Origin of the sequence: Pseudoalteromonas sp. SG45-3 (genome assembly GCF_014164075.1) — a bacterium.
In the GTDB taxonomy this organism is placed as follows: domain Bacteria; phylum Pseudomonadota; class Gammaproteobacteria; order Enterobacterales; family Alteromonadaceae; genus Pseudoalteromonas; species Pseudoalteromonas distincta.
In genome coordinates this window covers 290,825-315,805 of sequence record NZ_JACJEN010000001.1, presented here as the reverse complement: position 1 = coordinate 315,805, position 24,981 = coordinate 290,825, and the positions used below count along the sequence as shown (strand labels likewise).

Annotated in this window: 21 protein-coding genes and 1 other annotated feature; of the genes, 6 read left to right on the top strand and 15 right to left on the bottom strand. The window is 38.8% G+C overall.

What is annotated here, in order from left to right:
• Positions 1 to 3 precede the first annotated feature (3 nt).
• Genes H5126_RS01370 through H5126_RS01360 form a run of 3 tightly spaced genes read right to left on the bottom strand, consistent with a single transcriptional unit; the run spans position 4 to position 2,674 of the window.
• Positions 4 to 663: a GAF domain-containing protein gene (locus H5126_RS01370; RefSeq protein ID WP_182721455.1), complete on the bottom strand. Its 660-nt coding sequence runs from the start codon at positions 661 to 663 to the stop codon at positions 4 to 6.
• A 56-nt stretch (positions 664 to 719) separates the two neighbouring features.
• Positions 720 to 2,369 carry a SpoIIE family protein phosphatase gene (locus H5126_RS01365; RefSeq protein WP_182712753.1) on the bottom strand — a complete coding sequence of 550 codons (1,650 nt, stop codon included), beginning with the start codon at positions 2,367 to 2,369 and terminating at the stop codon, positions 720 to 722.
• Positions 2,369 to 2,674 (bottom strand): STAS domain-containing protein, encoded by a 306-nt coding sequence (locus tag H5126_RS01360; protein ID WP_149602997.1) that lies wholly within the window; start codon positions 2,672 to 2,674, stop codon positions 2,369 to 2,371. The genes H5126_RS01365 and H5126_RS01360 overlap by 1 nt, the downstream gene beginning before the upstream one ends.
• Before the next feature lie 135 nt (positions 2,675 to 2,809).
• Here H5126_RS01360 and H5126_RS01355 point away from each other — a divergent pair, with 135 nt between their 5' ends.
• Entirely contained in the window at positions 2,810 to 3,139 is a 330-nt protein-coding gene (locus H5126_RS01355) for a translation initiation factor (protein ID WP_002962947.1), read from the top strand.
• A 12-nt stretch (positions 3,140 to 3,151) separates the two neighbouring features.
• Here the strand turns inward: H5126_RS01355 and H5126_RS01350 are convergent, their stop codons facing one another.
• Entirely contained in the window at positions 3,152 to 6,166 is a 3,015-nt protein-coding gene (locus H5126_RS01350) for an EAL domain-containing protein (RefSeq protein WP_182712752.1), read from the bottom strand.
• Positions 6,167 to 6,353: 187 nt separating this feature from the next.
• Positions 6,354 to 6,476: a sequence feature (Phe leader region), on the top strand.
• A 44-nt stretch (positions 6,477 to 6,520) separates the two neighbouring features.
• Between H5126_RS01350 and H5126_RS01345 the strand changes: the two genes are divergently transcribed.
• Positions 6,521 to 7,678: a chorismate mutase gene (locus tag H5126_RS01345; RefSeq protein ID WP_002962945.1), complete on the top strand. Its 1,158-nt coding sequence runs from the start codon at positions 6,521 to 6,523 to the stop codon at positions 7,676 to 7,678.
• A gap of 62 nt (positions 7,679 to 7,740) precedes the next feature.
• Here H5126_RS01345 and tyrA read toward each other — a convergent pair whose 3' ends face one another.
• The 6 genes from tyrA to ffh all read right to left on the bottom strand — a co-directional run bounded on the left by tyrA (position 7,741) and on the right by ffh (position 12,725).
• The gene (tyrA, locus tag H5126_RS01340; protein ID WP_182721456.1) at positions 7,741 to 8,874 is read right to left on the bottom strand and encodes a bifunctional chorismate mutase/prephenate dehydrogenase; all 1,134 of its coding nucleotides are present in this window, start codon (positions 8,872 to 8,874) and stop codon (positions 7,741 to 7,743) included.
• Between the two features lie 248 nt (positions 8,875 to 9,122).
• Positions 9,123 to 9,482 (bottom strand): 50S ribosomal protein L19, encoded by a 360-nt coding sequence (gene rplS / locus H5126_RS01335; RefSeq protein WP_002962189.1) that lies wholly within the window; start codon positions 9,480 to 9,482, stop codon positions 9,123 to 9,125.
• A 33-nt stretch (positions 9,483 to 9,515) separates the two neighbouring features.
• Complete coding sequence (gene trmD / locus H5126_RS01330; RefSeq protein ID WP_182720525.1) at positions 9,516 to 10,283, bottom strand: tRNA (guanosine(37)-N1)-methyltransferase TrmD; 768 nt, start codon at positions 10,281 to 10,283, stop codon at positions 9,516 to 9,518.
• Entirely contained in the window at positions 10,283 to 10,819 is a 537-nt protein-coding gene (rimM, locus tag H5126_RS01325) for a ribosome maturation factor RimM (RefSeq protein WP_024596584.1), read from the bottom strand. The genes trmD and rimM overlap by 1 nt, the downstream gene beginning before the upstream one ends.
• A gap of 17 nt (positions 10,820 to 10,836) precedes the next feature.
• Positions 10,837 to 11,085, bottom strand: a complete 249-nt coding sequence (gene rpsP, locus H5126_RS01320) for a 30S ribosomal protein S16 (protein ID WP_002962192.1) — start codon at positions 11,083 to 11,085, stop codon at positions 10,837 to 10,839.
• Positions 11,086 to 11,345: 260 nt separating this feature from the next.
• A complete protein-coding gene (ffh, locus tag H5126_RS01315) occupies positions 11,346 to 12,725 on the bottom strand; it encodes a signal recognition particle protein (protein WP_002962194.1) in 1,380 nt (459 codons plus the stop codon).
• 252 nt (positions 12,726 to 12,977) lie between these two features.
• Here ffh and H5126_RS01310 point away from each other — a divergent pair, with 252 nt between their 5' ends.
• Both H5126_RS01310 and H5126_RS01305 read left to right on the top strand, forming a co-directional pair.
• Entirely contained in the window at positions 12,978 to 13,784 is an 807-nt protein-coding gene (locus tag H5126_RS01310) for an inner membrane protein YpjD (RefSeq protein WP_002962197.1), read from the top strand.
• A gap of 61 nt (positions 13,785 to 13,845) precedes the next feature.
• Positions 13,846 to 15,114, top strand: a complete 1,269-nt coding sequence (locus H5126_RS01305; protein ID WP_002962198.1) for an HlyC/CorC family transporter — start codon at positions 13,846 to 13,848, stop codon at positions 15,112 to 15,114.
• Between the two features lie 48 nt (positions 15,115 to 15,162).
• On the opposite strand, the gene H5126_RS01300 is transcribed toward H5126_RS01305, so the two are convergent.
• Positions 15,163 to 15,774, bottom strand: a complete 612-nt coding sequence (locus H5126_RS01300; RefSeq protein ID WP_002962200.1) for a transglycosylase SLT domain-containing protein — start codon at positions 15,772 to 15,774, stop codon at positions 15,163 to 15,165.
• A 146-nt stretch (positions 15,775 to 15,920) separates the two neighbouring features.
• Positions 15,921 to 17,498, bottom strand: coding sequence for a glutamate--cysteine ligase (gene gshA, locus H5126_RS01295; protein ID WP_182720526.1), 1,578 nt, complete (start codon positions 17,496 to 17,498; stop codon positions 15,921 to 15,923).
• A 587-nt stretch (positions 17,499 to 18,085) separates the two neighbouring features.
• Here gshA and H5126_RS01290 point away from each other — a divergent pair.
• Entirely contained in the window at positions 18,086 to 19,633 is a 1,548-nt protein-coding gene (locus H5126_RS01290) for a methyl-accepting chemotaxis protein (protein WP_182720527.1), read from the top strand.
• A 52-nt stretch (positions 19,634 to 19,685) separates the two neighbouring features.
• Here H5126_RS01290 and clpB read toward each other — a convergent pair whose 3' ends face one another.
• The 3 genes from clpB to rluD form a co-directional block, all read right to left on the bottom strand.
• The gene (clpB, locus tag H5126_RS01285) at positions 19,686 to 22,262 is read right to left on the bottom strand and encodes an ATP-dependent chaperone ClpB (RefSeq protein WP_182712593.1); all 2,577 of its coding nucleotides are present in this window, start codon (positions 22,260 to 22,262) and stop codon (positions 19,686 to 19,688) included.
• Positions 22,263 to 22,358: 96 nt separating this feature from the next.
• Positions 22,359 to 23,090 carry a peptidoglycan editing factor PgeF gene (gene pgeF / locus H5126_RS01280; RefSeq protein WP_182720528.1) on the bottom strand — a complete coding sequence of 244 codons (732 nt, stop codon included), beginning with the start codon at positions 23,088 to 23,090 and terminating at the stop codon, positions 22,359 to 22,361.
• Complete coding sequence (rluD, locus tag H5126_RS01275; RefSeq protein WP_149594281.1) at positions 23,090 to 24,067, bottom strand: 23S rRNA pseudouridine(1911/1915/1917) synthase RluD; 978 nt, start codon at positions 24,065 to 24,067, stop codon at positions 23,090 to 23,092. The genes pgeF and rluD overlap by 1 nt, the downstream gene beginning before the upstream one ends.
• 141 nt (positions 24,068 to 24,208) lie before the next feature.
• Between rluD and H5126_RS01270 the strand changes: the two genes are divergently transcribed.
• Positions 24,209 to 24,973: an outer membrane protein assembly factor BamD gene (locus H5126_RS01270; protein ID WP_002962210.1), complete on the top strand. Its 765-nt coding sequence runs from the start codon at positions 24,209 to 24,211 to the stop codon at positions 24,971 to 24,973.
• Positions 24,974 to 24,981: the final 8 nt, after the last annotated feature.

Genomic DNA, 24,981 nt, shown 5'->3' with positions numbered 1-24,981 from the left:
TATTTACACTAGAAAGTGAGGAATTTTAATACAACATGCAATTAAAACGGCAAGCGTCTTTTCATCAAAAAAATCATTTTTAAAGGCTTCAGCATCTACAATACCAACACATTCATTTTGTGTATTAAATAAAGGTAAGCAGGTTTCTGATTTAACTTTAGGATCGCATGTGTAGTATTCACCACCTTGTGATAAGTACTCTTCAACGTTATTAATAATACGGCCCTTGTGAGATAGCGCAACCTGCACGTTATTACTACCTGCCGCAAATGCTTGCGTTAAAGGGAACAACGGACGACTAGGTGCACCATGATAAGCCAATTTTAATAGTTGCTTACCTTCACTAGTATTAGTTGATTGATAAATACCATACCAATCAACACTTGTTTGTTGCTCAATGTAGCTCACAATACTTTGTAAATTAGCTAGCTTGAACTGGGTTTGCTCATCATTTTCAAGATAATCAGTTAATTTGAATGGCTCATCTTGTAGGTAACCAAATAAACTACACGCACCGCCCTCGCCAAGCTCAGGTATTTGATACTCCCAACATACATTAGGCAAAGCTGTGTTTGCTAAATGTAGCTCAAGCTTTTCAAGCTCTGTTGAAATCAAAGCTGGATTAGCACTTAGTTGTGCTTGTTTTAGGTAAGAAGAAATCATTTGGCCATCCATACATCTAAAGTTTCGAGAATAATAGCATGGATATTTTTGCAGAGCTAGCTCAACTTGTAGCACATTTCAACTTGGTTACCGCTGGCGTTATAAGTTACTTTTTCGGCTATTTCTTCTAGTAAAGACACCCCTCTACCAAATTCATTATTAACCTTTGCCAACTCATCGTGCTTACTACTAAACCCTCGGCCTGAATCACAAATAATGAAATATAAACTGAGCGTGTCGGGGCAATAGCGCATATCAATAATAATCATCGCATCTGTAAGTTTAGCAAGAGCTGCCTCTCTTAATTCGTAATATCGAAAAAAGCCGTCTTCTTGTTTTTTAATCTCTGAGTTAAGCCCTAGTACACCATGATCAAGCGCATTGTTATAAGCCTCAGACAACAGTAAAAATATATTAGAACGATGGGCATTTAGCCCCCCAACACTGCTTAAAATATTAACAACGTCGTAAACGGGGTCTGTTTTTTTTATTTGTTCTGAGTTTAAACTCAAAGATAAATTAAACGCTAAAGTAGAGAATGCTTCTCGCTCTTGCTCCTCAGGAACTAAAGGCAGGCAATTTAGTAAAACAATGCTTAAATCGTCTTGCTGTTTAGTGCCATCTGCAAACTTAGTAACGTCAGCCACTATATCTTCGCTACTAATCATCGATTTACTTTTTAAGGTTTGTAAAAAACGCTCTTCCCCAAAAAATGTATCTTCTTTGTTTGCTGTTTCTATAATACCGTCGGTTGCTAATACTAGGCGTGTATTACTATTTGTTTCAAAGTGAATAACTTCATATTCAAATTCTTGATCGTCTAAAATCCCCAGCGCCATATGTTGCGACTCTAATGTTTGTTTTACATTACCGTCTTTATCTATTAGGTACGCATCTGGCAGGCCGCCCATCCATGCAGAAATACTTTTACCGGATGCACTAAGCTCTATAATGGTTGCAGCACAAAACATGTGTCCAGGTAGGAGATTGTAAAGCAGTGTATTTAGCTCACAGGCAATGTCATTAATCGCCATGCCTTTTTGTACCATAGTATAAAAAACACGAGAGATAGGTAATGCACCAATAGCTGCCGCTAAGCCGTGCCCTGTAAAGTCTCCCAACATGCAATACAGATTGCCTATTGGACTTTGCGCCACTAAAAACATATCGCCGTTAAACATAGACGCCGGCGATAAATTAAAATCGAGGTACTCTTTAAACTTGCCTTGATTCTCTAATGAGTTATTAAAAATATGCTCAATTATTTCGTGTTCACGTTCAATTTGATTGTGATGATATTCAAGCAGTTTTTTTTGTTGATTCGATTTTTTACTTAGCTCTCTGGTGCGGCTATGTGCTTTAATTTTTGCATGCAAAATAACTTTTTCAAATGGTTTATGAATAAAGTCATCGCCACCTAACGCGAGGCACCGCTCAAAACTTGCTTGATCTTCTAAGGAGGTTATAAAAATAATCGGTAAGTAAACTTCACTATACTGCTGCTTTATTTTTTCAGCTGCTTCAAAACCATCCATTACGGGCATTAATACATCGAGTAAAACAATGTCTATTTGCTCTCTTTTAAGTACATTAAGTGCATCTAGCCCATTGTAAGCCACTGAAATTTTGTAACCTTCCTGCTCAAGCATTTTACTTAGTAAAATGCGATTGAGCGCCTGATCGTCAACAATCAACACATGTATCATTAGCTAATATCAAACTTTTTATCAAAACGTGAAATTTGTAGGATTTTTCTAAGCTGAGGCTGGCAATTACTTATTTCGATGGTTTGTACTTGGCTATCAATGGTTTTTTTCATGTTAAGTAACATGCCAAGTGCTGAACTATCCATATAATCAGTCTCTCTTAAATCGATAATAACCTTTACTGTTTTTTCGCTCATTTGAGCATAAGCTTGGCGAAACGATTGCACTAAATTAAAATCAAACTTACCTTTAATTTGTATTGTTAATGTAGTGCCATCGACTGATTCATTCTTAGTTAAACTCATATTAAACTCCAATAATATTTCCTTTGAACTAAATATAACCTGTTAAAAGTATTTAGCAAAAAGAAAAACACACAACTTCAAATTTGCTATCATTTACACCAGTATTTAATTCATTTTTATCCACAAAGGTAAGGTATGAGTGATAGTCACTTAGTATATTCAACTAGTACGGGTCGCATTGACCAGCCGAAACCAGAAAAAGAGTTGCACGCTAAACTTTTTAAAGATGGTTTTATTCGCATTGAGCGTCAAACAAAAGGGCGTAAAGGCAAAGGCGTAATGCTAGTTGTTGGCATTGATCCAAAAGATCATGATTTAAAAAAGTTAGCTAAAACTATAAAAAGCAAAATGGGCCAAGGCGGCGCAGTAAAAGAAGGCATTATTGAAGTACAAGGTGATGACCGAGATAAACTAAAAGGCATTTTAGAAGCGTTAAAATTTAAAGTTAAAATTGCGGGTGGTTAACCCGCAATTTTATTAACTAGTTACTTCGCTATTTGCGAGTTCATTTAACCTTTCATACAAATTCGGTAGTTCGTGCTCAGCAATTGGCTTACTAAAATAATAGCCTTGCACAATGAAGCAATTATTATTTTGTAAAAACTGCATCTGCTCTATTGTCTCAACCCCTTCTGCGACCACGTCTAGCTTTAACTTTTGCGCCATGGCAATAATAGCTGCAGTGATTTCCATATCATTTGTATCCTCTGGGATATCTTTTACAAATGAACGGTCAATTTTCAATATATCAACCGGGAACCGTTTTAAGTAACTGAGCGACGAATAACCTGTACCAAAGTCATCAATAGAAATAGATATACCTAATGCTTTAAGCTCGTGCAATTGTGTAATGGCTGCCTCTACATTACCCATTAGCATGCTTTCGGTCAGCTCTAAATGAAGGCGCTTTGCTGAAACACCCGACTTAATTATCATTTTGCTCAGTGTTGTAACTAAGCTTGAGTCTTTAAACTGGCGGGCCGATAAGTTTATCGATATATTATTTTCTAGACCTTGTTCTGCCAATCTTACGGCAAAATCACAAGACTCTTGAAGCACCCATTCACCTAATTCAACTATAAGGCCTGTCGCTTCTGCAATAGGAATAAATTTATCTGGAGGGATTGCGCCTTCAGTTGGGTGGAACCATCTTAATAACGCTTCATAACCAACGACCTGATGAGTACGGCTATCAACTTGAGGTTGGTAGTAAACTACAAATTGCTTTTCTTTGAGCCCTATACGTAACTCATTTTCGATAAATAAACGCTCATTTGCGGCCGCGTTTAATTCTTGGCTATAAAAGTGGAAGGTATTACGTCCTTTTGCTTTTGCCTCATACATTGCCAAATCAGCATGTTTGAGTAACTGATCTTCCTCTAAGCTATCGTAAGGAGCCATAGTTATACCAATACTTGCACTGACAATAACTTCATTGCTACCTAGTTTTATAGGCACGTTCAGTGTTTTTTGAATTGTATTGGCAACATCAGCCGCGTGAGCTTGGCTTTCTATACCACTAAGCAACACTGCAAATTCATCACCACCTAAGCGCGCTATGGTGTCCTCGGCTCGTAAACGTTTTTTAAGTCTGTTTGCCACTTCAATTAATAATTGATCGCCAGCATCGTGCCCTAATGTGTCGTTAATACGCTTAAATTCGTCTAAGTCAAAGTAAAACAAAGCAAATGCATAATGCCCGCGCTCTGCTAATGCCATTGATTTACGCAATTGCATTCTAAAAAACGTTCTGTTGGCAAGTCCCGTAAGGGTGTCAAAGTAAGCCAGTTGTTCCATTTTACGCTGGCTTTCTTTTACAAACGAAATATCTTGTGCTGATGCTACATAACTGGTTATTTCACCGCCCTCTTCACGAATTGGCGAAACACTTAAAGACACCCAAATTGGCTCTTTGTTTAAACCAGCTATTAATGTGTCCCCGCGCCAGTAATTACGGCTGCGTAAATCTATGTCTATATCTTCAATTAAAATAGACATTTCTGAGGCAATAATATTAAGTAATGGTGCTCTATTAAAATGGCTTTCTGGATAGCCTGTCATTTCGAGCATTTTGGGGTTTACGTACTCAATGACAAAATTTTCATCGGTGATCACAACCCCAGTGCCCGAGAACGCGACCGCTTTAGATAAACGATTAGCTGCTTTTTCAGCAATTTCTTTTTCTGTAATTCTTTGGTTTAAACCATCAATAAGTTTGCGGATTTCTACCGTCATGTCTCTAAATGAGCCATTAAGGGTACCAATCTCATCTTTGTTTTCTGGCGGAAACTCTGTTGTTAGCTGACCTTTACCAAAGCTTGTTACTGCATAAACTAAAGTATGTAAACGCCGAAGCACTAGTTGATAAAGCGCCTGATGCAGCAATAAGGCAACTAATATTGCGTATAAAATAAAGAGTCCAAAAAACTTCAGTTTTAAATCTTGTAACGCAGATAACGTTGATGAACGTTTTTTATAAACCCCTATGTACCAATCTAAATCATCAATTTTACGGATATTAATAATGTGAGCTTCATCATTTTGTTCAAATGAATTGGCGTATTCTGGTAACTTCACCGCAATTGCATCGTCAATAATTGACTGCAGTTCTGGGTTTACAAATTCGTTAGTAGCGAGTGCTTTATTGTCACTACCGTAGTCAGCTAATAATGCAGGGTTTAGATTGGGATGGGCTAACAATTGCCCTTTACTATCAAATACAAGTAAGTGTTTTTCTTTATCGCCAACAGGTAAAAATGAAATAAGTTTATTAAGGGAAATATCGCTTCCCGTTACACCTAAAAACTCGTTATCAACATACACCGGCACTAGTAAGCTAATAACCCACTTTCGCCATACTGTATCGTAATAAACTTTTGACCATGCAGGCTCTCGCTCTGACCCCAACATACTTTTAATATATTTATACGTTGTACCTTGCGTAACTCTAAACTCGGCTGGTGCATTTAATGCCCAGTTTGGAGGAGAAACACGAATGAAATCGTCATCGGTAATTAAATAAAAGTTAAAAAAGTCATGTACCAGAGTCGGAGAAATTATACGCCATAACATTTCAGAATCATTAAATAGGCGTTTATAAAAAGGAGAGTAATTTTGCTGTGGTAAAAATGCTGCTGATAATCCGTCAGCCGAGGCACTTCGAATGGTACCATCGCTATTAAACTGTAACTGTGATTTATTACCTAAATTAATTGGTGAATTAGATTGAAAAAGCTGCTCTGTCACTACGTTATTAGCTTGCTGAGCAATATTTATTTTTGTTTTAATACGCTCATTAAACTGCTTCACTAATAAATCTGTAGAGCTTTTTAACACCTCATGTTCTTCAAAAACAAGTTGTTTCTCTTCAGATTTAAGCATTAAGGCAGCCGCACATACCCCTGCTATTAAACAAATAGCAGATATAAGCAGTGAAAGTTTTACACTTAAAGAATTCAATCCAAAACGAGATGGAGGCCGTCTGTAAACCACGGGTCAACCTTAATTATTAATAATTGTTATTATTTGAACCAGTTAACGAAATATACCAGATCCGCATTCATATTTATAAATTATTTGTAAAGTTTCTATAATAATCACCTAAGGTAAATAAATAGTACCCTAAGCTTATTTAGATCTTTATTGACATTGTTGGCAACTCTCCATACATTAACCGTATGAACATATTTATCTCTCGCACATTTATTTCGTTTTTTAGCTTCTTTATATAGAAGAGGCTTCCCTGTTTGTGAGATAAAATCAATCGAATAGTAAAGCCTCCCAACCGGGAGGCTTTTTTGTTTTTGCTGTGTAATAGCAGCCTACTTTTGGAATGAGGATACCAAAATGACAAATGATGTATTAAATGCACTAAGACACGATATAAATGAAATAGACTCCGACTTACTCGTGTTATTAGCTAAACGCCGTCGCATTAGCCACGGTGTGGTTGAATATAAAATAGCCAACAACAAGCCAATTCGCGATGAAGCACGTGAACTCGCGCTTCTAGAAAAATTAATTGGTTATGGTAAGTCACTGGGTTTAGATGCTTACTACGTAAATAATGTGTTTCAAACTATTTTGGAAGATTCAGTTTTACACCAACAAGCAATGTTACAAAAAAACCTTAATCCAGATGCACTGAGTGAAACACACCGTGTAACTTACTTAGGTGGTCAGGGTTCTTATAGCCAGCTTGCATGTCATAAATACTTTAGTCGCCGCCCTGGTAAATTAATTGAAATTGGCTGTACATCGTTTGACGAAATAACAGGTAAAGTAGAAAACGGCCAAGCTGATTTTGGTTTATTACCGATTGAAAACACAAGCTCTGGTAGCATTAACGAAGTATTTGACTTATTACAGCACGCACAAGTCTCTATTGTTGGAGAGGTCACTCACAGTGTAGAGCATTGCTTACTCGCAAACCCTGATACTGAACTTAGCCAACTAACAAAAGTATTTGCACATCCACAACCATTTGCACAGTGCAGCCGTTTTTTACAGGGCTTAGGTGATTTACAACACGAAACATGTGACTCTACATCAAGCGCATTACAATCAGCTCTAAACACACCAAATAGTGCTGCAATTGGCTCTGCCCAAGCAGGAAAAAATGTCGGCCTTGAAGTCATCAAATCAAACCTTGCTAATCAAAGCGAAAACCATAGCCGCTTTATTGTTGTTGCGCGTAAACCTCTGCAAGTGTCTAACCAAATTCCAACTAAAACTAGTTTAATCATGTCGACAAAACAGCAAGCGGGCTCACTAGCCGATGCGTTGATGATTTTTAAGCAGCATAAGATTAATTTAGTAAAACTTGAGTCGCGCCCAACTCCGGGTAATCCGTGGGAAGAAGTATTTTATGTAGATCTTGAAGCAAACTTAGCTGATAGCCAAGTAAAAGAAGCACTAGAAGAGCTTAAAGAGCACACCCAATATGTGCGTATTTTAGGCTGCTATCAAAGCGAGTCATTACAGGCAGTAAGCGTTAATACCTAATACACACTTCCATAAAATAAAAAGGGCCGATATCGGCCCTTTTTAGTAAAAAGTGACAAGTATTAGTCTAAAACTTTTGAATCATTCGCTTTATTTAATAAGCTTCGGCTTTGTGTTAAAAAGTGCTCTGTTGAGTCAGAAAAGTAAACTTTCGCCTGCGCAAAAGAATCAATAAGCGCTGCTTTATCTCCTGCTTTTAATTTTTTCAATGTACTTGCAAAAGTGTCTTGGTACTGTGCGAGCAGGCTCTCTACATCATCGAATTGCGCTAACATAATATCTGAGTACAACTCCGGCGACTGCGCAAATAAACGCCCTACCATCATCAGCTCTAATTGATAAATGGGTGACGAGCAACTACGTAACTCTTCTAGTGTATGACTTTGTTTTGCTAAAAACTGTCCGTACACAAATGTTGTTAAATGGCGCATTACCTGAATAATTTGCATTGCTTCGTCGTGCTTTTTAGCATCAAGCTCAACAAGCTGACAACCCCATACTTGTAACTGCTGTAACAAGCCTTTTGCCGCTTGGTGCTCTCGCCCTTCACATACAACGACCGTTTGTTTTACCCAATGTGATATGTCAGGGCCAAACATAGGATGCAAACCAACCACAGGGCCACTGTGCGCAGCTTTTAGTGCTTTAATAGGCGATTGCTTTACCGATGTAATATCAACTAGTAAACAGTCATCATCTAGTTTAGGTAACTTAGCAACTACTGCGTCCAATGCATTAATTGGTACGCTAATCATTACCAGCTTGGCACCTTTTAAAATATTTTGCGCATCGTTTTGCTGATCTTTATCTAAAACTTTAACTTCGTAACCTGAGCGAATAAACTGCTGAGCAAATAGCTGCCCCATAGCACCTTGACCACCTACAATAACAATTGGCGAAAGCTCTGGCGCTGCACATGCAAGTTTTGCTTGTTGGTTTTGATAGGCTTCTCGCATCATGCGTCTTAGTATATCTTCAACTAGATCGGGGCTTACATTTTGATTTATTGCTTCTTGTCTTCTTGCCGCTAATAGCTCTGCTTCACGATTAGGTGCATGCAAAGGCGCGCCTGTTTGTTGTTTTATCTCACCAATTTTTTGCGTAATACCATTACGTTTAGCAAGTAAGGCAACAAGTTGTGCGTCGCATTCATCTATACCTTCTCTCAGCTGTGCTAAATCACTTATGTCAGCCACGTTCATACCACCTTAAAAAACAAATAACGTAAATATAAATTTACATAAAAGTAAACTAATCAATACGATAAATACTAACAGGATCAGCTAATTGATAAAAGGCTAAAGCTTAAATTTTACTAATAAGGAAATAAGAATTGATAATTGAGAAGTGAAAATTGAGAATTGAGATAATAATATTCTAAAACCAAAGCGGGTTGCAACCCGAAGGATGCAACCCGTTTTTTTGCGTTGATAAACAGCGCGTATTAGTTAAGTTTTTCTCTAATACGTGCAGATTTACCAGAACGCTCACGTAGGTAGTAAAGCTTAGCACGGCGAACTGCACCGCGACGCTTAACTGCTACGCTATCAATAAGAGGGCTGTGCGTTTGGAATACACGCTCAACACCTTCACCGTTCGAAATTTTACGAACTGTGAATGCTGAGTGAAGACCACGATTACGCTTAGCGATTACAACACCTTCAAAGGCCTGTAGACGCTCTTTAGCACCTTCTTTTACTTTTACCTGTACAACCACTGTATCACCAGGGCCAAATGCAGGTACGTCTGTTTTAAGCTGCTCATCTTCAAGCGCTTTAATAATATTTTGGTTTACTTTTGCCATTATGTTTCTCACTTTCCTAGGTGTAACTGTCTTCTAGCCACAAGCTTTTTGGTACTCTTGCTGAAATTCTGCGAGTAATACCGCTTGCTCCTCAGTCAGAGCTAGGTTATGCAACAAGTCAGGACGTCGTAACCAAGTTCTACCTAATGACTGCTTAAGCCGCCACTTTGCTATCTCTTGGTGGTTTCCACTGAGTAATACAGCAGGAACCTGTTTGTCGTCCAATGTTTCTGGTCGTGTATAGTGTGGACAATCTAACAAGCCATCCGAAAACGAATCTTGTTCTGCTGACTGGTTATGACCTAACACACCTGGCACTAATCGCGCTACTGCGTCAATTAATGTCATGGCAGGTAGTTCACCACCACTCAAAATAAAATCACCAATTGACCATTCTTCGTCAACATATGATTCTATTATTCTCTCATCTATACCTTCATAGCGACCGGCAATCAAAATCAGTTTATTAGAGTTAGCGAGTTCGCTAGCGCCCTGCTGATCAAGTTTGCGCCCTTGCGGGGACATATAAATTACTTTAGCGCCATCACCAGCTGCTTTTTTAGCTTCGGCAATCGCTTTTTTTAATGGCTCAACCATCATTAACATACCTGGTCCGCCCCCGTAAGGACGGTCATCTACGGTTCTATGCTTATCTAAAGCGTAGTCTCGCGGACTCCAACAGTTAAAATCAATTAAACCATTTTTTACTGCGCGACCGGTAACACCTTGGTCTGTAATAGCGTCAAACATGTCTGGAAAAAGGCTTATCACCCCTACCCATAATGAACTAGTTTGCGTCATTAAAACCCTGGATCCCAATCTACGGTAATTTCTCTTGCGTCGTATTTAACTTCTTTAATAACTGAATCAGTTAAAAAAGGAATCAAACGTTCAGCTTGACCAAATGCGTCTTTACTGTTTGCTTTCACAACTAGTACGTCATTTGACCCTGTCTCCATAAGGTCATCAACAATGCCTAAGCTATAACCTTTATCGGTTACAACAGACATGCCAATGAGATCTCGCCAATAGAACTCACCTTGCGGAAGTTCTGGTAAATGCGCTGCATCCATTGAGATTTCAGCATGGGTATAAGCCATTGCTTCGTCTCGGTCGTTTATCTGCGCAAATTTAGCGATAAAGCCTTTGTTGTGGCGACGCCAGTCGACCACTTCTAAGGACTGCCATTTACCTTGCTGCCCTATCAACCACGGGCTGAAATCGAAGATCCCTACGGGATCATCAGTAAATGAATGTACCTTAAGCCAGCCCTTTATACCATATGGGGCACCGAGCTTTCCTACGACAATTATTGATGAGGTGTTCTCTTGACTCATGGTTACACTTACGCCTATTAAGCCGCTTTACGAGCGTCTTTTACTAACTTAGCTACGCGATCTGAAAGAGATGCGCCCTGACCTACCCAGTGTTCAACACGTGGTAAATCTAAACGAATTTTTTCTTCTTGACCTGAAGCAATTGGGTTAAAAAAGCCTACTTTCTCGATGAAGCGACCGTCACGCGAGAAACGGCTATCCGCAACCACAATTTGATAGAAAGGGCGTTTTTTAGCGCCACCACGTTGCAAACGAATAGTTACCATACCGTCCTCTATAAAGATTGACTGTTTTCATTAATAAGATTTACTCCCCAGAATGGGGAGCTGGGGAATTGTACGAGTTTTTGGCAATAACGCAAGTAAGAAGTGAAGCAAAAAGACAGTTTAGTAGGTTAAACCGTGATCTCAACGACAAATTAGGGTTAAAGGTGTATTACATGCATAATTTATTCAACAAAAAAGGAGCTATTTGCTCCTTTAAATATGATTCGCTATTATTTTAAAAAATAACTCAAAAGTATTTTTTAAAACTTAGGACCACCGCCACCCATCATCCCAGGTGGTAACATGCCTTTCATACCACGCATCATTTTAGTCATGCCGCCTTTACCTTTCATCTTTTTCATCATTTTTTGCATTTGCGTAAACTGCTTAAGCAACTTATTAATCTCTTGTACTTGTGTACCAGAGCCAGCAGCTATGCGTTTTTTACGCGAACCTTTAATGATTTCTGGACGTGCGCGCTCTTTTTTAGTCATTGAGCTAATAATAGCTTCCATTTGGATAAATGTTTTGTCACCCATTTGGCCTTTAACAGCATCTGGTAAGTTAGACATACCAGGGAGCTTATCAAGCATCGACATCATGCCACCCATATTTTTCATTTGCTTTAATTGATCAGCAAAGTCGTCAAGGGTAAAACCGGCACCTTTAAATACTTTTTCAGCAACTTTGGCAGCTTGCTCTTTATCTACTTTCATTTCGACTTCTTCGATTAATGAAAGTACATCACCCATACCTAAAATACGCGACGCTATACGGTCTGGATGAAAAGGCTCAAGTGCGTCAGTACGCTCACCCACACCCATAAATTTAATTGGTTTGCCTGTGATATGACGAATAGATAAAGCAGCACCACCACGTGCATCACCATCGGTTTTTGTTAATATTACACCGGTTAGTGGCAGGGCTTCGTCAAATGCTTTAGCTGTATTTGCCGCATCTTGACCCGTCATTGCATCAACAACGAATAAAGTTTCAATTGGGTTGATTGCTTTGTGAAGATCTTTAATCTCGTCCATCATGTTGCTGTCAACATGTAAACGACCTGCGGTATCAACAAGTACTACATCTATAAATTTCTTTTTAGCATGAGAAATTGCAGCGTTTGCAATATCCACTGGCTTTTGCGAAATATCACTTGGAAAGAAATCAACGTCAACTTCTGTAGCAAGCGTTTCTAGCTGTTTAATCGCAGCAGGGCGATAAACATCGGCACTTACTACAAGCACTGATTTCTTTTTGCGTTCTTTTAAAAACTTAGCAAGCTTAGCTACACTGGTGGTTTTACCCGCACCTTGCAGACCCGCTACCATAACAACGGCTGGCGGTTGTGCATTTAGGCTTAGCTCTTCATTGGCCTCACCCATTGCTTTTTCTAGTTCTTCACGCACTATTTTTATAAATACTTGGCCTGGGCTTAAGCTTTTTGTAACTTCAACCCCAACTGCACGTTCTTTAACTTGTTTTACAAACTCGCGAACAACAGGCAGTGCCACATCGGCTTCTAAAAATGCCATACGCACTTCGCGAAGTGTGTCTTTTATGTTGTCTTCAGTCAGACGGCCACGGCCACTGATATTTTTTAAGGTTTTACCTAATCGTTCTTGGAGGTTCTCAAACATGTAACGGTTCCGATAAGACGTTTATATCAATCCATTTAAATTTTACGGTTAGTTTGATTTTCAATTAACCAGGATTGACTTATTAAGTTTCAATTAAAAGTAGTATACCGTATATGGCGTCTTACAATACAGTGTTCAAGTGCACCTTGTTGAGTTTCTTTTTTTAAGGTCTATGCATTTGCTTTGCTATAAAATACAATGGCTATATAACAACAAGGATTATTTTGTCTCAAATTAAGTGGCCCAAGCACAATGCTGATTATTAGTTTAACTATTATTGCCAGTTTATTTTATGTGTTAGCAACGTCTCACGTGCTCTCACGCCTGTTTCATCAACAAGGCCCTAGCCAAAAGGTAACCGTCATATTGAGCACGGTTGCTATAGTGGCGCATATGCTGCTGTTAGTTAACTCTGTTTTTAGGTCCGACGGTCAAGACCTAAGTATTGTAAACGTCTCCCTTTTAACATGCTGGGTTATTGTAGTTTCAGTAACAGCTGTGTCGCTAAAGTTCCCCGCCACTTTACTATTGCCCGTTGTTTATGGTTTTGGTGCTTTACTTACAATTGCCAGTTTATTTATTCCTCATCATATTTTACTGCAAAGCATTAATATTGAGGTTGGCTTAGTAACACACATTTCCTTATCCCTATTGGCCTACTGTATTTTAATTATTGCTACTTTATATGGTGTACAGTTCTACTTTATTGATAAACGTTTAAAACGTAAAGATTTAGCAATTGTGCATAGTCACCTTCCGCCTTTGATGGTTGTTGAGCGCCAGCTTTACCAACTCCTTAATTTAGGCACCATATTACTCACGTTCGCATTACTCTCGGGGTTTGTATTTCTTGATGGGATGTTTGCTAAAGAGTTCATTCATAAAACGATATTGTCGTTAGTTGCGTGGGCTATTTTTGCCATTGTAGCCATCGGGCATATGAAAAAGGGTTGGCGCGGTAAACCTGTGGTTATTACGATCATGGTCGCTGCATTTGTCCTCACACTCGCATATTTTGGCAGCCGTTTCATACAAGAAGTGATACTAAATAAGTTTTAACTTGACTCTGCTTGCTCACTCTAGCTTAATACGCATTGATTTATAAGAAAAGGATCCATCGTTGGACGACATATCGACAAGTACCCTATTTATCATTTTAGGTTTTTTGGTGCTTTTTTCTGCTTATTTTTCTGGTTCAGAAACCGGAATTATGTCAATCAATCGTATACGCCTGCGACACCTCGCTAAAGAGGATCATCGTGCAGCTAAACGAGTCAGTAAATTACTTAGCCGTCCAGATAGGCTCATCGGTTTAATCTTAATTGGCAATAATCTTGTCAATATAGCTGCAGCTCAAGTTGCTACCATTATAGGTATTCGCCTTTACGGTGACCTTGGTATTGCTATCGCTACGGGTGTGTTAACTTTAGTCGTGCTTATATTTGCCGAAGTAACACCTAAAACTCTTGCTGCCCTCTATCCTGAAAAAGTTGCTTTTCCAAGCTCAATAATACTTAAAGGGTTACTAAAAATTCTTTTTCCTTTTGTTGTTATCGTTAACTGGATGACCAACGGGATATTGCGATTATTTGGTATTAGTGCCGCTCAAATCGACGAGCACAGCATGAGCAAAGAAGAATTAAAAACAGTGCTCAATGAGTCAGGCGCACTTATCCCTGCTCGCCATCAAAGTATGCTGACCTCAATTTTAGATTTAGAGCAAGTAACCGTTGAAGATATCATGATCCCACGTAACGAAATTGTGGCTATTGATATTAATGATGATTGGAAACTAATTAGTCGCCAGCTTACCCATGCACAACATACTCGCGTGTTGTTGTATCGCGACAATATAGATGACGCAGTAGGTTTTATTCACTCTCGAGATGCACTTCGTCTACTTACAAAAGAGCAATTTGATAAACCATCGTTGCTGCGTGCTGTACGCGAAATTTACTTTATCCCAGAGGGAACATCACTTAACACTCAGCTGTTAAAGTTTCAGCAGTCTAAAGAGCGTATTGGCTTAGTAGTAGACGAGTATGGCGATATTCAAGGTTTAGTAACGCTTGAAGATATTTTAGAAGAAGTTGTTGGCGATTTTACAACTACACAAACTCGTACGCCAAGCGAAGAAGTAGAAACACAAACAGATGGCTCTTGTATTGTAGATGGCGGCGCTAACGTACGCGATTTAAATAAAGAGATGGGTTGGGATTTCCCACTAGACGGCCCAAAAACTTTGAGTGGTTTAATTGTTGAATACTTAGAAGATATTCCCGATGCAAATATTAGTCTACGTATTGCGGGCTACCCTATTGAAGTACTTGAAGTAAAAGAGAATATGATAAAACAGGTGAAGATTCAGCCTAATAAGCGTTCTCGCTAAGTATAAAAGGAGCCGATTGGCTCCTTTTTTATATCCATTAATAACTCTCTAGCCAAATATAAGACGTTCAAACCAACCTTTATCAAGCTCGTCTTCACAGCGCTTTAATTGCGCGCCATAACGGCTCGCTCTGTGTTTAACTTTATTTGCTACACCCATTAACCACTTTTTCTTTTTATATGTGCCACGCTTATAGCCACCCCAACCTTCATGATAATTAAGGTATTGTGCGTAAGCATCCCATTTAGAGATTTTATTTACTTTATGCGTTTTATAAACAAACCACGCCATAAAGTCGATTGCATCGTCAAAGTCGTCTCTATCAGCACCATTGTTGCCTGTTTCACGAATATAATCTGACCATGTTGGTGTTTTAGCCTGTGAGTAACCATAAGCATCACTTGCGCGACCGGTTGGAATTATCCATAAGAAGTACTCCATAGGCGGAGCGGCATCATGCTTAAATGAGCTTTCCTGGTACATCATACTCATGAGTACATGCTTAGGAGAACCCCATTTTTCTTGCGCATCTTTTGCGTCAAAATACCAATCAGGTTTTTCTTCAAAGATTTTACATAGATCGTTAGGTTGTTTTGGAGGGGCTGTAGCACAACCAGCTAAAGTAATGGCAAGAGATAAAATAATTGCATTTTTTTTCATTTTTCTAAGATCTCACAGAACTTTTCTAAAAAGTGTGGGTCTGACTCAATGAATGCAGCAGTACAGCATTAGTTCATCCCTGAATATATATTTACGCAGCCTACTTAGGCTGCGTTTTTTTGCTTAAATTTTACTAAGTATTAAGATTATTTACCGCCAAAATACGCATCTAAAAAGGCGGTAAATGACTGAGTATCTGCTTGCTCAATTGCAGTTTGTGCTTCGTTAGACTCTACAACTTGTTGTTCCAGCCAAGGCTTTAAAAACTCACTGTAATCAGTGTCTGCGTGGCTTTGTTTGTATTTATTAGCCAGTGCTAGTGCAAAGTGACCGTTGTCTAAACCAGACTCTTTTAATTGCGACACGTAACGTCCAGAATAAGTAAGCTCTGGATTATGCACCCACGTTGCCATGCGCTTTATAGTATCGGAGTAATAATTAACACCATAAGCATTATCCATCCATTTAGCGACATCAGTGAGCTGGGTAAATATTTCATCGCCCCACGACTGAAGACTACGCTGTGTGTTATTAAAGTTAAGCATTAGCCCTTCTTCTCGACCTTGATTGACTACTGTGTCGAGATTTTCAGTACTGCGTGCTTGTTCTTTCCAATCCATTGGAGCTGAATCTTTTAATAAACAATACGTTAAAAACACATCTAAAAAGTGAATTTGCTCAATATCAATACCAACTTCGCTAAACGGATTAACGTCTAATGCGCGAATTTCTACGTATTCAATGCCTGCTCGAAGCAGTGCATCCGTTGGCGTTTCGCCACTTTTAGCATTACGCTTAGGACGAATTGGCGAGTAAAATTCGTTTTCAATCTGCAGAATATTTTTATTTAACTGCTTAGGGTTTTCACTCTTATAGTCATCAAGATCACCATAAATTTCTGATGGTGTGTTGATTGCTTTTTTAAGGCCTGCTACATATTCATCTAACGAGTTATACATTACGCGTAGTGACGACTGAGCGCTATTTGTATAACCTAAATTGCCTAAACGCAGTGCCGTACCAACTTCTAAGTAAAGTGTACCTTTACCTAGTTTTTTAAATGGTAAATCGGTTTTTCGACCTTGTAAAAATGAGTTACACAATGCTGGCGATGCGCCAAACATATAACTTATTAGCCATAGTTCGCGTTTAAAGTTACGAATAAGAGCTAAATAACCTTCTGAAATAAAATCTTGAAGGCTTGCATTACTTTGTTGTAACGAATGAAGCGATTGCCAAAGCGTATCTGGGAATGAAATATTAAAGTGAACACCTGCAATTGCTTGCATCATACTTCCGTAACGATTTTTTAATCCTTCACGGTATAGTGTTTTCATTTGACCAGTATTTGAACTACCAAATTGAGCTAAAACAATATCATCTTGGTGTTCAATAAAGCATGGCATACTAATAGGCCAAAGCAGTTCATCGTCCATCTTTTCTAGAGTGAACTTTTGAAGATCTTTTAATTGCTTAAGAGTTTGCGTTGACGACTCACTAACTGGAGTAATAAATTCAAGTAAAGATTCAGAAAAATCAGTTGTGATATGGCCATTAGTTAACGCACTGCCCACCCCTTTTGGATGACCTTTAGGTGATATAGCACCATTCTCTTGTATTCTTAGCGACTCTCGCTCTATGCCACGTTTAATGCCTTTAACTGCATGTTGGTGCTCATTTACTGATAACGCTTCAAGTGCGTTAGCTAAATCATGTGTTGTCAAAAAATCTTTCCTCGGGCCACGTGGCTTAATCATAAGGTTATGGGGACTAATTACTTAGACTCAAGATTAATACCAATTTTTATTGAAAATATGATCATTGTATCGCATTAAATAGCGCACTGACTGCGTTAAAAATTATTCATATAGAACAACTATATTTCATAATTTTCGACGTGCTATTGTGCTATTTTCTTAGCGCTATAATAGATCACTTATTTAATGCAACTGGTATAAATTGCTAAGAACTATATAACTTTCAAATTTAATAATTATTTCCCCACTTTATACATGCGCTTAATATGACCAACATCATTATATTAAGTCGTAATATTGCCATTGCTATGTGCATTATACAAATGCTTTAAATACGTATTTAACTAAAATCAAATAAGTAAAATATCAGCTTAAAGTAATAGACCGGAACTTATGCAAAATCAGTTCAATTTAGCTGTCCGGTATTTAAACTTGATCTAGATCAATAAATACAATTATTTGTCTTATGAGCATAGAAGGAAGGACGCTATTTTTTGCTTTGTAGAGTGTAAGCAATATAATGACTGCAACAATAAAGGATGATAATAAATACAATGCACAATGATAAAAGCTTAAAAAATGAAGAAGTATACTTTGATGAATCACAAGAGCTGGTTTCCACTACTGATCTTAAAGGTGTAATAACATACGTCAATCAAGCGTTTTGTGCTGTAGCAGGATATAGCGCACAAGAGCTTATCGGTCAGCATCATAATATTGTTCGCCACCCTAATATGCCAAAAGCAGCCTTTAAAGAAATGTGGGCAACATTAAAACAAGAACACTCGTGGCGCGGTATGGTTAAAAACCGCTGTAAAGATGGCCGCTATTACTGGGTAGATGCCTTTGTAACCCCCATTTTTGAACATGGCCGACTTGTTGGTTATCAATCTGTAAGAACCAAAGCAAACTCTCAACTTAAGCAACGTGCACAAACACTTTACAACAAAATAAATACCAACAAGTCATTATTTAAACTACGAGAACACACCACAATAAGACAAAGCCTTACTTTTATAAGCCTATTATTTTGGCTGATTTTTATTGCTGTTGCGGCATCAATCACCATTGCTGCAATTAGCCTATTTATTTGTGCTTTAGTTATTGTGCTAAATTATGACGAACTCATTGTTACCCCTAAAATATTACGCGAACAAAAAGCAAAAGCCGATTCAATCTCTCGTTATATTTACAGCGGCCATACACCGCACAGCGTAAGTGATTATAGAGAGCAAATGCTAAGTGCAAAATTGCGCACAGTTCTTGGCCGTATGAAAGACTCAACATTAAGCTTTAATGGCATCGCGACTGATTTAGACAAACAATCAACACTCACCGAAAAAGGGATTTCTTCTCAAGGTGAGCGTTTAGAACAAATTGCATCAGCGATGACTCAAATGAGTTCTACCATTGGTGAAATATCAGTAAATACCGCTCAAACAGCGGATAAAGTGAATAACACCCATCAAAGTTGCTCAGAGATAAAAGACCACATTGCTGATAATAGTAAAATGGTATCTGACTTAGCTTCTCAAGTAGAACAAGCTGCAAATACAGCCACCAGCTTAGCCTCTGAAGCAGATAAAATTGGTAAGGTAATGAGTGAAATAGAAGGAATTGCCGATCAAACTAACTTACTTGCTCTTAATGCAGCGATTGAAGCAGCTAGAGCGGGAGAACATGGTCGAGGCTTTGCTGTAGTCGCCGATGAGGTAAGGACTCTTTCGTCACGCACTCAAAATGCTACGACACAAATCCATAGTTCTATTAAAGAAATACAAGACACTTTATTTAGCTGGTCCAAAGTAATGCAAAGCACTAAAGCACAAGCCGATAACTGTGTTTTGACAACCGATAAAACCCAAGTTGAATTAGAGGATATTTTTATCCAAATCAGTGAAATATCTCACTTGGCAATACAAATATCATCCGCTGCAGAAGAGCAACAAATGGTTAGTAACGAGATTAGTAATAATGTTTCGCAAATTAAAGACTTTGGCGATAACAACTTAAGTTTAAGCTTTAATGTGGCAAAAGGTGCAGCTGAGCTTGTTGAAGGCTCACGTAGAGTGAATGATTTATTACTAACCTTTAAAGTTTAACAAACATAAAAAAGCCGCTATTTTAGCGGCTTTAGAGTTTAATTATTTACAATCAGCGTTTGGTAAATACCAAAGAGTCGTCATTTGCATCAATAACAATCACGCTACCTGGTATGTAGTCCCCATTAAGTAGCTTTTGTGCTAGCGGATTTTCAATCGTTTGCTGAATAGCACGCTTAAGCGGGCGTGCACCGTACACAGGATCAAACCCACTTGCTGCAATTCGCTCAAGTGCAGCATCGCTTATTTCAAGCAGATACCCCATCTCTGTTAAACGCTCACGTAATTTCATTAACTGAATATCGGCTATTTCTTTTATATGCTCGTTTGCTAACGGGTGGAATACAACAGTCTCGTCAATACGGTTAATAAACTCAGGTCTAAACTCATTAATCAATACTTCCATTACTTTAGCTTTAAGGGTCGTATAGTCATTATTACCCGCTTGTTCTTGGATAATATCTGAGCCTAAATTTGATGTCATGATAATAACAGTATTTTTAAAATCAACGGTTCTACCTTGTCCGTCAGTTAATCGGCCATCATCTAACACTTGCAGTAAAATGTTAAACACATCTGGGTGTGCTTTTTCTATTTCATCAAGCAATATAACTGAGTAAGGTTTACGACGAACAGCTTCTGTTAAATAACCGCCCTCTTCATAACCCACATAACCTGGAGGTGCGCCCACTAGGCGTGCAACTGAGTGCTTTTCCATAAACTCAGACATGTCGATACGTACCATGGCATCTTCGGTATCAAACATAAAACCTGCCAGTGCTTTTGTAAGCTCGGTTTTACCCACACCTGTTGGACCTAAAAACAAGAAAGAACCAATTGGGCGATTAGGATCTGCAAGTCCTGCACGTGAGCGTCGTATTGCGTTAGCAACAGCAACGACCGCTTCATCTTGCCCTATTACTTTACTGTGTAACTTATCTTCCATTTGCAGCAGCTTTTCACGCTCACCTTGTAGCATTCTTGCAACAGGAATACCTGTCCAGCGAGATAAAATTTCAGCAATTTCATCCTCACCTACTTGGTTCTTAAGCAGAGTCATTTCATGCATTTCAGCTTGTGAGGCTAAATCAAGTTTTCGTTCAAGCTCTGGAATTCGCCCATATTGCAGCTCTGACATACGCTGTAAATCACTTGCTCTTCGCGCTACATCTAAATCTAATCTTGCTTGTTCAAGTTCGGCTTTAATTACTTGTGTACCTTGAAGCGATGCTTTTTCAGCATTCCAAATTTCGTCTAGTTCACGATATTGTCCATCAAGGTCGGTGATCAACTCTTGCATTTCAGTGCGACGTTTTTGACTCGCCTCATCTTTTTCTTTAGCAAGTGCATTATCTTCTAATTTTAATTGGATAATACGACGTTCAAGCTTATCTAACGACTCTGGTTTTGAATCAATTTGTAATCGAATCGAAGACCCCGCTTCGTCAATTAAATCAATTGCTTTATCTGGTAACTGACGATCGCTAATGTAGCGGTGAGATAACTGCGCCGCAGCAACTATCGCGGGATCCGTTATTTCTACTGAATGATGCAGCTCATACCGCTCTTTTAAGCCACGTAATATTGCAATGGTATCTTCAACAGATGGCTCTTCAATAAGTACCTTTTGGAATCGACGCTCAAGAGCTGCGTCTTTTTCTATATATTTACGGTATTCATCAAGCGTGGTTGCGCCAACACAGTGTAATTCACCGCGTGCTAAAGCAGGTTTTAGCATATTGCCCGCATCCATTGCGCCATCACTTTTGCCTGCACCCACAATAGTATGTATTTCATCAATAAATAAAATAACTTGGCCTTCTTCTTTAGCCAATTCGTTTAGCACTGATTTTAAACGCTCTTCAAATTCACCGCGATATTTAGCGCCCGCAACTAGTGCTCCTAAATCAAGCGATAAAACACGTTTGTTTTTTAATCCTTCGGGTACTTCACCATTAATAATACGCTGTGCTAAACCTTCTGCTATTGCTGTTTTACCAACACCTGGTTCACCGATTAATACAGGGTTATTTTTAGTGCGCCGTTGTAGTACTTGAATCGTGCGGCGAATTTCGTCATCACGACCAATAACAGGGTCAAGCTTACCTTGCTCTGCTCGCTCAGTTAGATCAATTGTGTACTTTTCAAGCGCTTGACGTGTTTCTTCGGCATTTGGGTCATCAACTTTTTGACCGCCGCGAATCGCTTTAATTGCAGTTTCAATTTTAGTCGAGGTAATATTTAACGATCTGAATATATCGCCAAGTGGACCTTTATCGTCGCATGCTGCCAGTACAAACAATTCACTTGAAATGTATTTGTCTTTGCGTTTTTGCGCATACTTGTCACATAGGTTAATAAGTGAAGCCATATTATTTGATAGCTGCACGTCGCCACCTACGCCTTCTACTTTAAATAGTTTTTCTATTTCTTGAGAAAGCTTGGTGTTAAGTTCATCTGCGCTGACCCCCGTTTGGGCAAATAACGCGCGCACACTGGAGCCGCTTTGCTGCAGTAATGAATACATTAAATGTACGGGTTCAATAAATTGATGGTCGCGGCCAAGGGCTAGCGATTGCGCATCAGAAAGCGCAGATTGAAATTTACTTGTAAATCTATCTAAACGCATGGTGTTACCTATTAAATAATCTAATTGCTTAATTAATGGGTATGTTTAGGTGTTTGTTCAAGGTGTAGAGAGAAATATAATAGCTAAAGGTGCTAATTACTTGCGCCAGATCAAACTTGCCATACGTCCGGTTTGTCCATCCCGTCGATAAGAAAAAAATAAGTCACTTTGAGAGACTGTACAATAGTCGCCGCCTGTAATCTTTTTAACGCCTTGCTGGGTAAGTAAAGTACGCGCAATGCCATAAATATCAGCAAGATATTTGCCATTAGCTTGTGGTGTAAATGCTTGAATAAATGAAGAAGACCTTTTTTGAAATAACTCAAACACTTCACCCCCAACCTCAAATTGAGTTGGCCCAATTGCAGGCCCTAGCCAAGCATTTATATTTTCATACTTTGAGCTAAAACATTCTAAAGTATTTTTAATAATTCCCTGCTCAAGCCCTCGCCAGCCGCCATGTATAGCTGCAACTTCCTTTTCATCATCACTCACTAATAAAATAGGCAAGCAATCGGCGGTCATGATAGCCAAAGGCTGATTTAATAACTGAGTATAAAGCGCATCAGCATTGTGTAACTTATTAGAGTCAAAATGTTCATCAACAATAACAACCTCAGAGCTATGAACTTGATTTAGCCACACGGCAGATTTAGGTAAGTGTTTGGTTAATAGTGAGCGGTTTTTTGATACATGATCTTGATTATCTCCAACATGGTATCCCAAATTGAAACTTTCAAATGGGGTTTTTGAAACACCACCTCCACAAGTAGTACTTAACGTTCCTACTTTATGAAGGTTTTGCCATGTCGCTGACAATAAGTGCATTATCTATCGATATCAGGATTAGCTTTAGTATCTTCACGTAGTGCATGTGTCATAGCAACCATATCGTCAGGGATAGGAGCTTGCCATGTCATCATTTCACCCGTGATTGGATGCGCAATACTTAATTTTACGGCATGTAGTGCTTGGCGTCTAAAGCTACGAAGTAACTCAAATAACTCAGGTGTTGCACCTTTAGGTGGACGCGGACGGCCGCCATAAGATTGATCGCCAATTAGCGGATGATTTAAATGTGCCATATGCACACGAATTTGGTGAGTACGACCTGTTTCTAAACGCAAACGTAAACGAGTATGAGCACGGAACTTTTCAGCAACACGGTAATGCGTAATTGCCGGCTTACCCATTTCATGTACGGCCATATGCGTACGCTGCGTAGGATGGCGGCCAATTGCTTTTTCAACCATACCACCAGCAGTCATGGTGCCATTACACAGTGCTTCATATTCACGAGTGAAATTTTCGCGCTTTTGTAGTGCTTTCACTAAATGCGTTTGGGCCTGAATCGTTTTAGCTACAACCATTAAACCGGTCGTGTCTTTATCTAAACGATGTACAATACCTGCGCGTGGCACGTTAATTATTTCAGGGTAGTAATGTAGCAATGCGTTTAGCACTGTTCCATTAGGGTTACCCGCACCTGGGTGAACCACTAGGCCCATTGGTTTATTAATTACCAAAATATCATCGTCTTCATAAACAATGTTTAATTTGATATCTTGTGCTTCGTATTCGCGTGGTGCTTCAATTGTTGTTTCAACACTTACAACTTCACCACCTAGTAGCTTTTCGCGTGGAGTGTTGAAAATTTCACCGTCTACAGTGATTTTATCATCCAAAATCCACGTTTTTATACGAGAACGTGAATAATCAGGGAACAATTGTGCTAATACTTGGTCTAGACGTTTACCACCTAATTCGGTTGGAACGTCGGCTTGAAGAGAAATTTGCTCTGACATTAGTAACTTTACCCAATTTACCAGTGCAAGCTTTGCTCGACTGGGTTAGAATCGCTTTTAATAAAAGCATAATATAATACGCATAGTTTACTCGGTTTTACCGACTTGGCCTAGCCGAAGACATCGAAGGTAACAAATAAAATGATAAATAAAATAGGGAAACGTGCATTTGCCATTGTTTTTTCAGTTTCTGTACTTAGTTTAGGCGCTTGTTCGTCTGCTCCAGACCAAGAAGACATTCAACGTGTACCGAATAAGTCTGCACACGCTTTATATGAAGATGCAAAAGAAACGCTAGATTCTGGTTTATATGCTCGTGCAATTGAACTTTTGAGTGCTATAGACTCTCGCTACCCATTTGGCCCATTCTCTAAGCAAGTACAAATGGACTTAGTCTATGCACATTATCAATCAGGTAATACTGAACAAGCACTTGCAACCATTGACCGCTTTATTCGCTTAAACCCAAATCATAAAGATTTAGACTACATGTATTACATGCGTGGTTTAGTAAATATTAAAGCAGATAAAAATGCGTTCCAAGAGTACTTTGGTGTAGATAGAGCCGACCGTGATGCCAACCGTACTCGTGTTGCATTTACAGATTTATCGACATTAGTAAAACGTTTTCCAAAAAGTGATTACGCGCCTGAAGCTAAGCGTCGTTTAGTGTGGCTTTTAAACCGCATGGCACGTTATGAATTAAAAGTAGCAACTTACTATTACGAACGTGAAGCTTATTTAGCTGCTGCTAATAGAGGTAAGTTTGTTGTTGAGCATTATTCACAAAGCAGTTACTTAGATCCCGCGCTTGAAATGATGGAGAAAAGTTACGACCAATTAGGTTTAACTGAGCTTAGTGAGCACGCAAAGCAAACACGAAAACTAAATAAAAGAACTAAATAAATAAAAAA

Excerpts from the sequence above, each read along its gene's own strand:
- H5126_RS01370 (WP_182721455.1), bottom strand. The coding sequence starts at position 663 with ATGATTTCTTCTTACCTAAAACAAGCACAACTAAGTGCTAATCCAGCT.
- H5126_RS01300 (WP_002962200.1), bottom strand. The coding sequence starts at position 15,774 with ATGAAAAAAAATGCAATTATTTTATCTCTTGCCATTACTTTAGCTGGT.
- trmD (WP_182720525.1), bottom strand. The coding sequence starts at position 10,283 with ATGACGCAAACTAGTTCATTATGGGTAGGGGTGATAAGCCTTTTTCCA.
- H5126_RS01310 (WP_002962197.1), top strand. The coding sequence starts at position 12,978 with ATGCTGATTATTAGTTTAACTATTATTGCCAGTTTATTTTATGTGTTA.
- H5126_RS01270 (WP_002962210.1), top strand. The coding sequence starts at position 24,209 with ATGATAAATAAAATAGGGAAACGTGCATTTGCCATTGTTTTTTCAGTT.
- H5126_RS01355 (WP_002962947.1), top strand. The coding sequence starts at position 2,810 with ATGAGTGATAGTCACTTAGTATATTCAACTAGTACGGGTCGCATTGAC.
- clpB (WP_182712593.1), bottom strand. The coding sequence starts at position 22,262 with ATGCGTTTAGATAGATTTACAAGTAAATTTCAATCTGCGCTTTCTGAT.
- rpsP (WP_002962192.1), bottom strand. The coding sequence starts at position 11,085 with ATGGTAACTATTCGTTTGCAACGTGGTGGCGCTAAAAAACGCCCTTTC.
- rluD (WP_149594281.1), bottom strand. The coding sequence starts at position 24,067 with ATGTCAGAGCAAATTTCTCTTCAAGCCGACGTTCCAACCGAATTAGGT.
- H5126_RS01365 (WP_182712753.1), bottom strand. The coding sequence starts at position 2,369 with ATGATACATGTGTTGATTGTTGACGATCAGGCGCTCAATCGCATTTTA.
- rplS (WP_002962189.1), bottom strand. The coding sequence starts at position 9,482 with ATGGCAAAAGTAAACCAAAATATTATTAAAGCGCTTGAAGATGAGCAG.
- H5126_RS01360 (WP_149602997.1), bottom strand. The coding sequence starts at position 2,674 with ATGAGTTTAACTAAGAATGAATCAGTCGATGGCACTACATTAACAATA.
- pgeF (WP_182720528.1), bottom strand. The coding sequence starts at position 23,090 with ATGCACTTATTGTCAGCGACATGGCAAAACCTTCATAAAGTAGGAACG.
- ffh (WP_002962194.1), bottom strand. The coding sequence starts at position 12,725 with ATGTTTGAGAACCTCCAAGAACGATTAGGTAAAACCTTAAAAAATATC.
- H5126_RS01290 (WP_182720527.1), top strand. The coding sequence starts at position 18,086 with ATGCACAATGATAAAAGCTTAAAAAATGAAGAAGTATACTTTGATGAA.
- rimM (WP_024596584.1), bottom strand. The coding sequence starts at position 10,819 with ATGAGTCAAGAGAACACCTCATCAATAATTGTCGTAGGAAAGCTCGGT.
- H5126_RS01345 (WP_002962945.1), top strand. The coding sequence starts at position 6,521 with ATGACAAATGATGTATTAAATGCACTAAGACACGATATAAATGAAATA.